Source organism: Brachybacterium sp. (genome assembly GCF_036379615.1).
Taxonomy (GTDB): Bacteria; Actinomycetota; Actinomycetes; order Actinomycetales; family Dermabacteraceae; genus Brachybacterium.
This window is the reverse complement of record NZ_DASVGJ010000071.1, coordinates 51393-65243: the sequence shown is the minus strand read 5'-3', so window position 1 is coordinate 65243 and position 13851 is coordinate 51393. Positions and strand designations below refer to the sequence as shown.

Genomic DNA, 13851 nt, shown 5'->3' with positions numbered 1-13851 from the left:
GGGGATCACCAGCGCTGCGTCACTGCTTCACGGCGCCGGCGATCGAGTCGACGAACTTCTTCTGCAGGATCACGAACACGATCACCACGGGCACCAGTGAGATCACGGCGCCGGCCGCCATCCCGGACCAGTCCTGCCCGTAGTCGCTCACGAACGAGGTCATGCCGATCGCGAGAGTCTGCAGCTCCGGGGTGCTGAGCGTGAACACCAGGGGCAGCAGGTAGGCGTTCCAGGCGGCGAGGAACGTCAGGATCGTGACCGTGGCGGTGATCGGCCACGACAGCGGCATCATCACCTGGAAGAAGGTGCGGAAGGCACCCGCCCCGTCGAGCTTCGCGCTCTCCTCGAGCTCCTTGGGCAGACCGCGGAAGAACCCGGCGTACAGCAGGGTCGAGGCGATGTGGCCACCGGCGCTGAGGCCCAGGATCACGCCGGCGTGGGTGTTCAACAGTCCCAGCTGGTCGGTGAGCTGGGTGACGGGGATGATCGTGTACCCCTCGGGCAGGAAGAACGTCACCAGGAAGATGCCGATGAGGACCTTCTTGCCCGGGAAGCTGTAGCGCCCCAGCACATAGCCGGCGAGCGCGCTGCGCACCACCACGATGACGATGGCGCCCGCGGTGATGATGACGGTGTTGAGGAAGTACCGGGCGAAGCCCGCCTCGGTCCAGGCGCGGGCGTAGTTCTCCCAGCGGAACGTCTCCGGGATCAGGTTCAGCCCGCTGGAGAAGATCTCCGAGGACTGCTTCAGCGAGGCGGAGACGAGCCAGATGAACGGGTAGATCCAGGCCAGCGTCATCAGCACCAGCAGCACGAGGGTGAGGATGCGGCGTGCTCTCCACGGTCGCCGTCGGCGCGGCGGCGCGCTCGTCTGCGTCGGCGGCGCGGCGGGGCGGCGGGTGTCGGTGAGCGTCATGACTGCCCTCCCGGCATCATGCCGCGGGCCGAGCGGATGCCGAGCGCCTGCACGATCGCGAGGATCACGGTGAGCAGCCCGAACAGGACCGCGGCGGCGGAGGCGTAGCCCAGCTGCGGCGTGGTCGCGGCGAACGCGGTGCGGTAGATGAAGATCTCGATGACCTCGGAGGAGAAGGCGGGCCCGCCGCCGGTCATCGTCTGCATGAGGTCGAAGACGTTCAGGGCGCTGACCGTGTCGATCAGCGTGATGATGATGAGGAACGGGATCAGCAGCGGCAGGGTGACCCGCCAGAACTCCTGCCAGGCGCTCGCCCCGTCGAGCTGGGCGGCCTCATGCACGTCCGTGGGGACGGTCTGCAGCGCGGCGAGCCAGTAGATCATCGTGATCCCCAGCCATTTCCACACCCACACCGCCACGCCGGACCACAGAGAGGTGTCGGGGTGGGCGACGAAGTTGACGGGCGATTCGGTGATCCCTGCCCACACCAGGGCCAGGCTGATGGGGCCCTGCGCGTCCAGCAGCAGGGTGAAGACGATGCCGATGATCGCGCCGGTGGTCACCACCGGCAGGAAGAACAGCGTCCGGAACACGCCCTTGAAGGGCGTCGCCCGGCTGTTCAGCCAGAGGGCGAGCAGCAGCGCCAGGATCACCCGGGTGGGCATCGCGACCACGAGGAAGAGCAGGGATTTCCCGAACGCGTTCCAGAACAGCGGGTCGTTCCAGAGCTGGACGAAGTTGTCCAGGCCGTTGAACGTCCCGCTCATCGCGAACCCCGGCCAGTCCATGAACGCGTACACCCAGCTCGCGAGGAGCGGGTAGACGGTGTACAGGCCGTATCCCACCAGCGTGGGCAGCAGGAAGAGGTAGATCCACCACTGCTCCCGGATCCGACGCAGCAGCGGCTTCCTGGTCCGGGGCGAGGCGGTGCGGGCGCTCCGGGTCAGGTCAGCGGACACGAAGGTCATGGCTCACCTGCTCGCGTAGTGATCGGCGGTGTAGTCGGTCTCGCGGTCCCAGTTGGAGAACACCCAGTCCTCGAGGCTCACGTCCTCGCCCTGTGCGGCGACGGCCTCGATGGCACGCTCCCGCTCGGTGCTCATCGCGTCGTAGTACGCGGTCAGCTCGCCCTGCAGATCATCGGACGCCCCCGAGAGGTAGGACTGGGCGATCTCGCCGACGTTGGGGTGGATGTCCGTCATCTCGGCGACGACCTTCCAGGTCGCAGGGTTCCCCGCCTCCGGGACGGGGCTGATCCGCACGTCCTCGGTGAAGTGCTCGACCATCCGGGCGTAGGCCGGGTGCACGTCCGCGCCCTGGACGGCCTCGGTGAGCACGGGAGGCTGGTCCATCGCACCGGCCAGGGTCGCCTGGAACTCCTCGCCGCACATGACGGCGAGCAGCTCGGCGGCCTCCTGTGCGTAGGGCGAGTCGGCGTTGACCCAGAACTGACCGGTGCCGGGGCCCCGGGTGAGCTTGTGCCGGGTCGAGTCCTGGCGCGGGACGCTCCAGGCCTGGATGCCGCGCTCGATCGACTCGGGCTCGTCCACCGTGAGCCCGCCGATGATCCACGAGCCCCACATGTAGATGCCGATCTCGCCGGCGGCCCACCGCGCCCGGGCATCCCGCGGCCCCATGGACGGTGAGGAGGGGTGCATGATGCCGTCGTCCTGGAAGGACTTCAGGAACTCGATCGCGTCGAGGAACGGCTCGGTCGCGTACTGGTACTCGCCGGTGGTCCAGTCGATCCCGCCGGGAGCCCCGGCGGTCTGCGCGATCCACGACACGAAGCCGTTGAGGAACTGCGTGTCCTTCTGCGGCAGCACGAAGCCGCTGGCGTCGGTGGCGTCGGTGATCTGCTTCGCTGCGGCGCGGAAGTCGTCCCAGGTCGCAGGGGAGGCGTCCGGGTCCACGTCCGCCTGCTCGGCGAGCTCGGTGTTCACCCACGGGGTCGCGTCATGGATCCGGCCCGAGAACAGCGGGACGGTGTAGAGCTTCCCGTCGAAGCGGTGCACCCCCTCGTAGAGCTCCGCCCCGATCGGGGCGGAGTCGAAGTCCACCGCCTCCCCGATCGGTTGGAACCAGTCCTGGCCGATCAGGGCGGCGGGGGTCGCCCCGAGTCCGGCGGTGGAGTGCACATCCGGCATCTGGTCGCTGCGGCGTGCGACCTGGAGCGCTTCGCCGAGCTCCGCGGCATCCAGCTGGCGGCGCTCGATCGTGAGTCCCTCGTGCTCGGCCATGTAGGGCGCGAACAGCTCGTTCTCGAAGGTCTCCGTGAGCGGGCGGAACTGGTCCCACCATCGCAGGGTGCCGTCCTTGGCGCGAGCAGTCTCCTGGGCGCTCTGACCGCCGCCGGTGCAGGCGGCGAGGAGCGCGGCCATCGAGAGCGGTGCCGTGGCTCCGAGCAGGGCGCGGCGGGAGAATCTCCCGCCCGTGCCGGGCCGGGGGTGCTGAGAATTCTGGGTCGTGGTCATCGTTCCTGTCCTCTTCATCGAGTGGAATCCGTCGGGTGCTGCGAGGGCCGTGCGGGTGGGGCTGCGGGAGTGGATCTGACGGGTGGAGCTGCGGGGTGGCGCCATGGGGCGCGGCGGCGGGTGGGGCGGAGCAATGCGCCGCGGGCACGCCGCCGACGGGTCAGCGGTACACGCGGACACCGTCGATCGTCGCGGTCAGCGGATGCTCGTTCGCCGGGGCGTGGTCCATGGCGACGAGGCCGATCCGGGGCTGGGCGCCGGCGGGGAGCGTCCGGGTGCCGTGCCATTGCCAGTGCGTCCCGTCGAGGCTGAGCGCGGCGCGGTAGAGGTGCTCGCCGGTGCCCGCGACGGTGTGGCGCAGCCGCAGGTGCATGGTGTCGCGGCTGGGGCCGAGGGCCGCGTGCCCGTACGCGACGCCCGTCCCGTCGGGGGTGCGGGTCTGCCTCGCGAAGGCCGTGAAGCGTCGGGACTCCCGCGTCGTGTAGGCGAGCGCCGCCCAGTCCACGTCGTCCACGTAGGCGATCAGCCCGGCCTGCGGCCAGCCGTAGGGGATCGAGTCTCCGAAGGGGATGGTCACCGTGGTCTCGATCGTCCACTCCCCCTCCGGCAGGTCGCGCAGGAGCACCGAGGGGACGTCGTCATCGGGCGGCGGGCGGCGCGTGATGAGGGTCGAGGCGGGGATGTCGAAGCGCAGCCCCGCGCCGTCGGCGGTCGCGGCGGGCTCCCCCGTCCACTGCCATTCGGCGCCGATGCCCTGTGCGAAGTCCGTGGACAGCGCCGGGTCGAGGGTGCCGATCTCGGGATCCGGTGCCCTTTCCGCGTCGACCACGTGGAGGGTCGCGGCGGTGACGTCGTCGAAGTCTGCTCCGGCCCCTTCCGCGGCCAGGGCCGGCCGGCCGTGCACGGCGGCGTGGTGGAGCAGAGCGGAGATCACGGCCACCGGGTCGTACTGCCCGGACTCGGTGACGGCGACGCGGATCCGCCCGCGCTCCGCCACGATCTCGATCTCGTGCCAGGTCTCGTAGCCGAAGACCTCCGGCAGCGGGGCGTCGGCCCGCACCTGGTGGCGGCCCTTGCCGCCCTCGAGCACGAGACGTCCCTGCGTGCGATCGATCCAGGCGGTGACGCCGTGGCGACCGGCCGCTCCGAGGACGAGGCCCGCGCGCCCGCCCGTCCCGGGCTCGAGGCGCACCGTTCCGCGCAGGCGGACGTCGCCGGCGAGCTCTGCCCGGGCGAGCAGGCGCCCCTCGCCGCGGGTGTGGACGTACCCGCCCGCCGGCTCCGTGCGCCGCTCCCATCCCTCCGCCACCGTCCAGGCGGAGAGGTCTCCTTCGAAGGCGTCGGCGAGGAGGGCGTCAGTGCGCGGGCCCGGCTCGGGGCCGTCGGGGATCCCGTGCCCGGCGTTGCCGACGGGCCAGCCGTCGATCCAGTCCAGTCGGGTCAGCGCCAGGTGCCGGGCGTTCTCCCCGCCGCGCACGTAGGGGTCGGTGCGGTCGGTGGCGTGGCTGACGATCCAGTCCTGCCCGGACAGGTCGGTCGCGACGGCGTTGTGGCCCGTGCTCACCCAGCGGTTCCCGTTCGGGGCGAGGACGGGGGTGCCGCCGGCCGTCGGCCCGTTCAGCGGATGCCCGTCCCTGTCCATGAACGGTCCTGTCGGCTCCTCGGCGCGTCCCACCATCACCGGGTAGCCCGAGGCGGCGCCGGCGCAGCAGCCGCCGATCACGGACAGCATCAGGTAGTAGTACCCGTCCCGGTGGATGACGTAGGGCGCTTCGTAGCGGTGGGCGTCGGTGAGCTGGACAGGCTCGCCCTCGGCGCGGAGTCCGTCGGCCGAGAGCCGGACCACTCGCACCCCGCCCTGGACCGAGCCGTAGTACAGGTAGCGCGTGCCATCGGGGGCGGTGAGCAGGTCGGGATCGATGTTGTTGCGCACCTCGATGACGCCGGGTCGCACCTCCCAGGTCTCGTTGCCGACGACCACCTCGCCCGTGTCCGTCCACGGACCGGCGGGGTGGTCCGCCGTCGCCGCGGCGATCACCCGCCACGGGTCCTGGGGATCGTCGACGACGTAGGAGTAGTACAGGACGTACCGTCCGTCGACGACGGTGATCTCGGGTGCCCAGAACTGCCGGTTCGCCCCGGCCGGCTTGCCGTCGTAGGTCGGCATGGTCTCGGTGGTGAAGACCGGTCCCACCCACTCCCAGGTGATGAGGTCCCTGGAGCGGGCGATCATCATGATCTGACGCTCGTCCTCTGCGCACCGGGGACCGTTGGTGGCGTAGGCGTACCACCAGCCGTCGCGCCCGCGGAGGAGAGTGGGGTCTGCGAAGTTCTCGCTCATCCCGGTCGAGACCGGGTTCGTGTATGTGGGGGCGTCGGGCACGGGATGCTCCTCGTCGGCGCGGGCGGTCTGCTCGGTCGCGGCGACCGCCATCGCGGTCACCGCCGCGGCGGAGAACAGCTGGCGCCTGGTCGGCGGTCGAAGGGGTGTCGGGGCTGCGGTCATCGTGCGACCTCCTCGTCGCTGGGGGTGGTCCGGCCGTCAGAGTGCGAAGGTCAGCAGCGTGACGCTGTGCGCGGGGAACGTGTAGGCCCCCTCGTCGAGCGTCACGGTGCCGCGGTCCCGGAGGGCGCAGCTCTCGGGCTCGCTGAGGGTGTTGGTCTGGAACAGGTCCTCGGCGTCGGCGCCGAGGTCGTGGCAGGTGGCGGTGCCGGGCAGGGTCCCGCCTGCGCGGTCCAGGCGTGCGGTGAGCGCGTCGGTCGCGGAGCGGTTGATCGTCGCGATCGTCAGGGTGCGGCCGTCGTGGGAGAGGGAGGCGCTGACGTCCAGCAGGCTCACCGCGGCGGGGCGGGTGGCGCGGGGGTAGCCGCGCGGGTCCTGGTGGGCGGAGCCCCAGCGCACCTGCCGCCAGGCCGCCGGGGCGGTGACCTCGGCCCGCACCGCGAGGGGCTGGAAGAGGTTCTGGTAGAGGTGCCAGATGTGGAAGACGGGGGTGCGCAGCACGCCGTCCGGCCGCACCTGCAGGATGCCGTTGGCGTTGATCAGGTTCACGGCGCTGGCCATGCTCACCGGCACGTCATGGCCGGCGGCGCGGTGGATCGCGTGGAACACCCCGGAGTACATGAGCGCATCGGCGAGGGTGCGGGTGCTGTGACGGTTCACCTCCTTGCGGTCCTCGACGGCGCCGGTGCCGCTCGGTGTGAATCCGCCGTCCGAGGCGGGCACCGGCTCGCCGAGCTCCACGGACTGCATGTGGCGGTTGTTCCACTCGTCCATCGCGATGGACGGCACGGACTCGAGGTGGGCCCGCTCGGCGGCGAACAGGATCTCGTCGGCGTACTCCGCGATCGTCTGCTCGAAGTACACCGGCTGGGCGACCACGTCCTCGAACTCCGCGGTCGACGGGTCGGTGAGGTGGTGGTCCAGGCCGTACAGGTGCAGTGACACCGCCTCGACCTGGTCGCCGAGCCCGGCGATGAGCGTCTGCGTGTACTGCTCCTTCTCCCAGCCGCAGGCGATGAACCGCAGCTGCGGATCCACCTGGCGCATGAAGCGGGCGTGCTCGCGGGCGTCCTCGACATACCGCTCCACGCTGCGATGGCCCATCTGCCAGGGCCCGTAGACCTCGTTGCCGATCCCCCACCAGCGCACGTCGTACGGCTCGGGGTGCCCGTCGGAGGCGCGCAGGCCCGTCATCTCGGTGTCACCCGCGTAGTTGGTGTACTCGACCCAGCGCACGGCGTCCTCGACGCTGCGGGCGCTGTGGTGGAGATAGGCGGCGGTGGGCGAGGAGTCCGTGCGCACCGCCTCGATCCAGGCCAGGAACTCCGGGGTGCCGAAACGATTGGACTCCTCGGAGCCCCAGGCGAGCTCGAGCCGACGCGGGCGCTGGTCGCGGGGCCCGGTCCCGTCCCGCCACCAGTAGGCGGAGGTGAAGTTCCCGCCCGGCCAGCGCACCACGGGCAGTCCCAGCTCCCGGCACGCCTCGAGCACATCGGCCCGGCAGCCGTCCAGCGCGCCCTGCCCGGTGATCGCGAGCGGTGAGCCCTCGTCGAACACGCCGCCCTCGATGTTGCCGAAGAAGGCCGATTCGAGGAAGTGGCCGTAGACGTTCCGGTCCACCTCCGCCCGGTCATCGGTGGAGATCGTGATCGTGGCCTGCGTCGACATGCCTGTGCTCCTCGGGATCATCGCTGCTGGTAGGTGGCCTCGTCGAGGCCGCTCATCATCGGGTCGTAGGAGACCTCGCCGATGTCGTACATCGAGGTCATCCAGTGGAAGAAGTTGTCGCCCCGCTCGACCAGCAGGTCGTACAGCCGACGGGACAGCCTCCGACGCACCGCCGCCAGCTCCGGGTCCTCGTAGCGGTTGCGCATCTCGTCGGGGTCGGTGACCAGGTCGTACAGCTCGCACACCGATTCCGGGTTCACCACGAGCTTGTACCGCTCCGTGCGGAGCATCCGCTGGGGGTAGGGGAAGTGGTGGCCGTGGTACTCGCACACGATGTCCTCCTGCCACGCCACCTCCTCGCGCGTGGTCAGCGGCAGCAGGCTGCGGGAGTCGACCGCGGGGGCGGGGTCGAGGCCCGCGAGCTCGAGGAAGGTCGCGGCGGTGTCCAGCAGGCTCACGAACTCGTCGCGCACGATGCCGGGCTCCTGCCCGGGGACGCGGAGGATCCCGGCGGTGCGGTAGATGTCCTCGTACATCGCCGGGCCCTTGTCGTGCAGCCGGTGCGACCCGGTGAACTCCCCGTGGTCGGAGGTGACCAGCACCGCGGTCTCCTCGGCGAGACCGAGCCGCTCCAGCGCGTCCATGACCCGGCCCATCTGCGCATCGATCATCGCGACGTAGCCGTGGTAGACGGCGATGAGCTTGCGCGAGGTCTCCTCCGGCATCGTGTCGAAGGCCCAGTGCGCGGAGTAGTTCGCCTGCACGGGCGGTTTGCCCTCGAAGGTCTCGGCGACCGACGGCGGCAGCTGGACCCCCTCCACGTCGACGAGGTCGAAGTACTCGTCCGGGAGGATGTAGGGCAGGTGGGGGCCGAAGAAGTTCAGCTGCAGGGAGAAGGGGGCGTCCTCGCTCTCGCGGCGGCCGGCGTAGCGCTCCAGCAGCTCGATGGTGCGAGTGGCGAGGTAGTGCTCGAAGGTCGCCTCGAGGGGCTGGTGGAGCCGGGCGGCGAGCAGGTTGCCGGGGCCGCCGTTCGGCAGCGTGCCGCGGATCCGGTCGCTGATCGCATAGGGCGGCAGATCGCGCTCGGCCAGGTAGGCGAGGTAGTCGGGGGCGTCGACGGGGTTGTGCCAGGCGTCCCCGGGCAGCTCCGGGCCGTCGAAGCCGAAGCTGCGGGCCGTCCGCTCGTGGCCGGCGTGCCATTTGCCCACCAGCCCGGTCGCGTACCCGGCCTCCTGCAGCGCCGCGGGGACGGTGAACGTCCCCTCCTCGAGGTCCTCGAGGTAGCCGACGTTGCGCTCATGGTTGGCCAGCACCCTGTGCCGGAACGGCGCCTGCCCGGTGAGCATGCTCGCGCGAGCGGGCGTGCAGATCGCCGTCGGGGTGTACCAGCGGTCGAACCGGGTGCCGGTGCGGGCGATCTCGTCCGCCACCGGGGTCAGCCCGCACGGGCCGCCGTAGGCGCCGAAGGTGTCGACTCGGTGCTGGTCGGTCATGAGCACGAGGATGTTCGGGGCGGTCATCCGGCGGCCCTCCCCGATCGCTGCCGCGGTGAGCCCGCGGAGATGGCCAGGTCGTAGCCCGCCAGCAGCGGGCTCTCATGGATCGCGGCGATGAGGGAGCCCCGCGCACCGGCGAACGGGCCGCACACCGCCGCCCGGATCTCCGGCAGCTGGCCGGCGGATCCGCCGGCGCGGTCGCGGACCGCCTGCTCGATCCGTGCCAGCAGACTCGGGTGCTCGTCCACGACGCGGCCGCCGATCACGATCAGCTCCGGGTCCAGCACCATCGATGCCGCCCCGAGCACCTCGCCCACGCCGCGGGCCACCCGGTCCAGATCCTCGACCGACGCCCCCTCGAGCGCCTCGAGCCTCGCGATCGTCTCGAGGCAGCCACGCTTGCCGCAGCGGCACAGGGCACCCCCCGGATCGACCACCACGTGCCCGAACTCGCCGGCCGAGCGGCCCGCCCCCTGGTGGAGATGGCCATCGACCACCACGGCCCCACCCACCCCGTCGCCGAGCTGGAGGTAGAGCGCGTGGGCGAAGGGGCGGCCTCGCTCGCCGGCCTCCGCGAGTCCGGCGAAGCGCACGTTGTTGTCCACGATGGCGTCCACGCCGAACGCCTCGGCGAGCGCGTCGGCGACGATCGGCTCCGCCTCGTCACGGCGGCGCCCGGTCACCCCGGCGGCGACGCCCTGAAGCGCCCCGAAGTGCAGCCTCTGCTCGGCCGCCAGCTCACGGGCGAGCGTGATGGCCAGTGCGGCGCGCTCTGGCCAGGTGCTGCGCTCGTCGTACCCGGCCTCGCCCACGGCGACGACCTCGTGGCTCGCCCCCGCGATCGCGAGCGCGACCCGGCGGTGCCCGAAGTCCAGCCCGAGGAACTGCGCCGAGCCGGGATCCAGGGCCAGCAGCGCGGCGGGCCGGCCGCTCCCCCGGCGCTGCGCCGCATCAGTCTCCGTCACCACTACCGCGCCGCGGGCGAGCAGGTCGCCGACGATCTCGGACAGGGTGGTGCGGGACAGCCGCGTCGCCTCCGCGAGCTGCGCACGGCTGGAGGGCCCTCGGGTGCGCAGCGCGGCCAGGACCCGCATCTCATGGGTTCGTCGCGTCAGTGCGAGAACGCCGATCTCATCGCTCATGGGGCAAAGCTAGGGACCGAGAATTATTCCGACAACCCTCCGGCAGAAAGATTCGGGAGGGCCGGACTGCACGATCCCGTCTTCCGTGCCGATTCAGCCCGTGAGATGATCGCCCCAGAAGCCACCGGCGTTCAGGAGGAACAATGCTGGTGATAGATCGGGTCGCGGTCGCCGAGCTGGCGCGGCATCACCATGTGGCGCGCTTGTCCATGTTCGGCTCCGGCACCACTGCGGCATTCGACCCCGAACGCAGCGACGCCGACTTCCTCGTGGAGTTCTCCTCCGCGTCACCGTCCCCGTTCGATGACTACTTCGGTCTGAAAGAAGAACTGGAGTCCCTGCTCGAAAGACCGGTCGACCTGGTCACCTCCCAGAGTCTCGAGAACCCGCACTTCGCCCGATCCGTCGCACGGACGTCGGTCGAGATCTATGCGGCCTGACGCCGCGGCGGTCCTCTGGGACGCTCGCCAGGCCGGACGCCGGATCCACGAGTTCATCGAAGGCCGGTCCTATCGAGAGGAACGCGAGGACGGCCGCGGCCGGGTTCTGTCGCACCTCGTCGCCTCCAGATTTCGACGGCCGGGAAACCCTCCCGCGACTACTTGATCCCCGTGCTCGAGATCCCCTGCACGAACTGCCGCTGGAACGCCAGGAACACCACCAGGATCGGCAGCACCGTCACGGTCGCGACCGCCATCACCGCACCCCACGGGGAGGCGAAGGCCGGGTTGTTGGTGAGGGTCGACAGCGCCACCGGGACGGTCAGGCTCTCGTTGCCCTGGAGCACCACCATCGGCCACAGGAAGTCGTTCCACCGCGCCATGAACGCGAGGATCACAAGCACCCCGATCAACGGGCCGCAGGTGGGCAGCACCACCGAGAAGAAGGCACGGAACTCCCCGGCGCCGTCCACGCGGGCCGCCTCGACCAGGGCGTTGGGGACGGAGAGCATGAACTGGCGGGCGATGAAAATGCCCACCACGTCGAACGCCGTGGGCAGGATGACTGCCCAGGGCGAGTCCACGAGGCCCAGCCGCGCCACCACCAGGAACGAGGGCACCAGGGTGACCTGGATGGGGATCATGATCGTGATGAGGAAGGCCGTGTACAGCAGACCCTTGCCCATGAAGCGGTACTTCGCCAGCGCGTAGCCCGCACCGAGGGAGACGCATACGGAGATCGCGGTGGTGACCACGGCGATGAACGTCGAGTTCGCGATCCAGCGCCATACGGGCTGGGTGGAGAACACTTCGGAGAAGTTCGCGAAGCTCGGCTCCGCCGGGAAGAGGTAGAACTCGGAGCTCTGGGACTGCCCGCCCGGGGTGAGCGCGGAGATGACCATCCAGTACAGCGGGAAGACCATCAGCAGTGCGAGGGCAGTGAGCGCGGCGACGAGCAGCCATCGTCGCGGGGCGGTCCGGGCTCTGACCCGTCGCGGCTGTGCGGTGGATGCTGTGCCCGGCGACGCTGCCGGTCTCAGGGTGGTGCTCATAGGAAGCTCTCCGCTCTCTTGGAGGCCTGCTGCCGCAGCAGGGTGAAGACCAGCAGGATCCCGACGAGCACCAGGCCCAGCGCGGCGGCGTAGCCCATCTGGCCGTCCTGGAACGCGGAGCGGAACACGTACTGGATGAGGACCGTGGTGGAGAAGCCCGGGCCGCCGCCGGTCATCACGTAGATGACGTCGAACGCCTGGATCGAGAACACCACGTTGAGGATCAGGAGGATGGAGGTGGTGGGAGTGAGCATCGGGACGGTGATGGAGCGGAACCGCGACCAGCGCCCGGCCCCGTCAATCGCCGCGGCCTCTTTGAGCTCGGACGGGATCGATTGCAGGGCGCCGAGGTAGATGACCATGCAGAATCCGATGCGGGTCCACACCACCACGATGATCAGGGTGAACATCGCCATCGACGGCGAGGTCAGCCACGGGATCCGGTCGATCCCCAGCAGTGCGAGGGCGTTGTTGGCGACGCCGTAGTCGACGTTGAAGATCCAGGACATGATCACGCCGACGACCACACCGGCGGCGACCATCGGCACGAAGAACATCGCCCGCAGCACGCCGCGGCCGGGTAACGGACGGTTCAGCGCCACGGCGAGCGCGAGGCCCGCCGCCATCGCCGTAGGGACGGTGCCGATCGTGAACACAAGGGTGTTGATCAGCGCTGTGCGGAAGAGGCGGTCCGAGCCCATGGCTGCGTAGTTGTCCAGCCCCACCCACTGCCCTTCGCCGAGGGTCTGGGTGTCCTGGAAGCTCAGGGTGATCGCGATGATGATAGGGATCAGGGAGAAGGCGCCGAACAGCAGCGCTGCGGGGCCGATGAAGACATACGGGGTCAGGCGGCTGCGCCTGTCAGCGGGACGTGACACTGAGCATCGCCTCCATCATCTGGGCCGAGGTCTCCTGAGGCGTGAGCTGTCCCAGGAGGCAGAGGTCGAGGTAGTCGGCGAACACAGTGTTCAGGGAGCTGAAGTACTCGCCGGACTGGGCCTTCACCATCGACAGCGGGATCGTGGTGCCCTGGTCGATGAACTGCTGCATGACGTCCTCGTGGTCGGCGTAGCCGATGTCCTCCGCGCTGAGAGAGGTGCGGGAGGGGATCCAGTTGCCGTTGTGGCAGAACTCCTGGATGTTCTCGCGGCTGGTCATGTAGGCGACAACCTCCGCAGCGAGCTCGGGATGCTTCGTGGACTTCGTGACGGCGAGGGTGTTGCCGCCGAGGTCGGAGGCCTCGCCGACGTTCCGGATCATGGGGGCGGTGCCCCACTCTCCCGGCATCGCCTCGTCGAAGGCGGCGATCGCCTCCGGGTTGGTCAGTGCCATGCCCACCTGCCCGGTGGTGAACAGGTCGAAGTCCACGTGCCCGCCGCCGGACTTGCTCATGTTGCTGGGGCTGACGAGCCCGTCGGCGTACCACTGACGACCGAACGCGAACGCTTCGATCGCGGCGTCGGAGTCCATCGAGGGAGTGAGTCCGTCCTCGCCGAGGAACGCGCCGCCGTTCTGGTAGATCAACGGCATCCAGCGGTAGGCGGTGTCCGGGCCGCTCCAGCCGTAGGAGAAGGCGTAATTACCCGTCGCCTTCTTGACCTCGGCGGAGATCTCCAGGAACTGGTCCCAGCTCCAGGCGTCCTCGAGCCTCGTCGGGGGCTGGACGCCGATCTCCTCCATCACCGAGCGGTTGTAGTAGGTGATGAAGTTGTCGGTGTGCTGGAAGACGCCGAAGAGTCCGTTCTCCCGCTGGCCGATCGCCCAGAAGGGCTCGCTCCAGTCCTGCTGATAGTCAGCGGGGATCGCCTGGGAGAGATCAAGCAGGCTGCCGTTGGCGGCGTACCGGCCGATCTGCTGCGGGGTGATGCGGATGATGTCCGGTGCGAGGTCCGCGGCCAGGCGCGTGATGAACCACTGGTGAAAGGACCCCGTGGTCACCTCCACCGCGACGGACGTGCCCGGATGGTCCTCGACGAATCTGTTCGCGATCGCCTGGTAGGACTCGAGGTCCGTAGGGATGTTCCACGACGAGAGCCGCAGGTGCTGGGTGCCGGGGGACTGGCCGCTGCAGGCGGCCAGGGCTCCGGCCATCGAGATGCCGGCCACGACCAGAATCTCGCGGCGTGGAAAGGTCAGGGGTCTCATGTGATCGCTCTCCTT

The 13851-nt window shown here is 69.9% G+C and carries 11 protein-coding genes; 1 reads left to right on the top strand and 10 read right to left on the bottom strand.

Annotated features, from left to right (window positions below):
* Positions 1 to 19 precede the first annotated feature (19 nt).
* From VF289_RS17120 to VF289_RS17090, 7 genes are all read right to left on the bottom strand, one after another.
* Positions 20 to 916, bottom strand: coding sequence for a carbohydrate ABC transporter permease (locus VF289_RS17120; RefSeq protein WP_330885242.1), 897 nt, complete (start codon positions 914 to 916; stop codon positions 20 to 22).
* Positions 913 to 1884, bottom strand: a complete 972-nt coding sequence (locus VF289_RS17115) for a sugar ABC transporter permease (RefSeq protein WP_330885240.1) — start codon at positions 1882 to 1884, stop codon at positions 913 to 915. Before VF289_RS17115 ends, VF289_RS17120 begins: the two co-directional genes overlap by 4 nt.
* A gap of 3 nt (positions 1885 to 1887) precedes the next feature.
* Entirely contained in the window at positions 1888 to 3390 is a 1503-nt protein-coding gene (locus VF289_RS17110; protein ID WP_330885238.1) for an ABC transporter substrate-binding protein, read from the bottom strand.
* A 160-nt stretch (positions 3391 to 3550) separates the two neighbouring features.
* The gene (locus tag VF289_RS17105; protein ID WP_330885236.1) at positions 3551 to 5896 is read right to left on the bottom strand and encodes a family 43 glycosylhydrolase; all 2346 of its coding nucleotides are present in this window, start codon (positions 5894 to 5896) and stop codon (positions 3551 to 3553) included.
* Positions 5897 to 5932: 36 nt separating this feature from the next.
* Positions 5933 to 7561, bottom strand: coding sequence for an alpha-L-arabinofuranosidase C-terminal domain-containing protein (locus tag VF289_RS17100; protein ID WP_330885234.1), 1629 nt, complete (start codon positions 7559 to 7561; stop codon positions 5933 to 5935).
* Positions 7562 to 7578: 17 nt separating this feature from the next.
* Positions 7579 to 9081: a sulfatase-like hydrolase/transferase gene (locus VF289_RS17095; RefSeq protein ID WP_330885232.1), complete on the bottom strand. Its 1503-nt coding sequence runs from the start codon at positions 9079 to 9081 to the stop codon at positions 7579 to 7581.
* Complete coding sequence (locus VF289_RS17090; protein WP_330885230.1) at positions 9078 to 10199, bottom strand: ROK family transcriptional regulator; 1122 nt, start codon at positions 10197 to 10199, stop codon at positions 9078 to 9080. The genes VF289_RS17095 and VF289_RS17090 overlap by 4 nt, the downstream gene beginning before the upstream one ends.
* A 143-nt stretch (positions 10200 to 10342) precedes the next feature.
* On the opposite strand from VF289_RS17090, the gene VF289_RS17085 reads away from it, so the two are divergent.
* Complete coding sequence (locus VF289_RS17085; protein ID WP_330885228.1) at positions 10343 to 10639, top strand: nucleotidyltransferase family protein; 297 nt, start codon at positions 10343 to 10345, stop codon at positions 10637 to 10639.
* A 158-nt stretch (positions 10640 to 10797) separates the two neighbouring features.
* Here the strand turns inward: VF289_RS17085 and VF289_RS17080 are convergent, their stop codons facing one another.
* The 3 genes from VF289_RS17080 to VF289_RS17070 are packed head-to-tail and all read right to left on the bottom strand — an operon-like array spanning position 10798 to position 13836.
* Positions 10798 to 11691: a carbohydrate ABC transporter permease gene (locus tag VF289_RS17080; protein WP_330885226.1), complete on the bottom strand. Its 894-nt coding sequence runs from the start codon at positions 11689 to 11691 to the stop codon at positions 10798 to 10800.
* Complete coding sequence (locus VF289_RS17075) at positions 11688 to 12569, bottom strand: sugar ABC transporter permease (protein WP_330885224.1); 882 nt, start codon at positions 12567 to 12569, stop codon at positions 11688 to 11690. The genes VF289_RS17080 and VF289_RS17075 overlap by 4 nt, the downstream gene beginning before the upstream one ends.
* The gene (locus tag VF289_RS17070) at positions 12553 to 13836 is read right to left on the bottom strand and encodes a sugar ABC transporter substrate-binding protein (RefSeq protein WP_330885222.1); all 1284 of its coding nucleotides are present in this window, start codon (positions 13834 to 13836) and stop codon (positions 12553 to 12555) included. Before VF289_RS17070 ends, VF289_RS17075 begins: the two co-directional genes overlap by 17 nt.
* Positions 13837 to 13851 lie beyond the last annotated feature (15 nt).

Bases quoted from the DNA above. Each gene is read 5' to 3' on its own strand.
- VF289_RS17120 (WP_330885242.1), bottom strand. From the start codon at position 916: ATGACGCTCACCGACACCCGCCGCCCCGCCGCGCCGCCGACGCAGACG.
- VF289_RS17080 (WP_330885226.1), bottom strand. From the start codon at position 11,691: ATGAGCACCACCCTGAGACCGGCAGCGTCGCCGGGCACAGCATCCACC.
- VF289_RS17110 (WP_330885238.1), bottom strand. From the start codon at position 3,390: ATGACCACGACCCAGAATTCTCAGCACCCCCGGCCCGGCACGGGCGGG.
- VF289_RS17090 (WP_330885230.1), bottom strand. From the start codon at position 10,199: ATGAGCGATGAGATCGGCGTTCTCGCACTGACGCGACGAACCCATGAG.
- VF289_RS17105 (WP_330885236.1), bottom strand. From the start codon at position 5,896: ATGACCGCAGCCCCGACACCCCTTCGACCGCCGACCAGGCGCCAGCTG.
- VF289_RS17085 (WP_330885228.1), top strand. From the start codon at position 10,343: ATGCTGGTGATAGATCGGGTCGCGGTCGCCGAGCTGGCGCGGCATCAC.
- VF289_RS17100 (WP_330885234.1), bottom strand. From the start codon at position 7,561: ATGTCGACGCAGGCCACGATCACGATCTCCACCGATGACCGGGCGGAG.
- VF289_RS17115 (WP_330885240.1), bottom strand. From the start codon at position 1,884: ATGACCTTCGTGTCCGCTGACCTGACCCGGAGCGCCCGCACCGCCTCG.
- VF289_RS17095 (WP_330885232.1), bottom strand. From the start codon at position 9,081: ATGACCGCCCCGAACATCCTCGTGCTCATGACCGACCAGCACCGAGTC.
- VF289_RS17070 (WP_330885222.1), bottom strand. From the start codon at position 13,836: ATGAGACCCCTGACCTTTCCACGCCGCGAGATTCTGGTCGTGGCCGGC.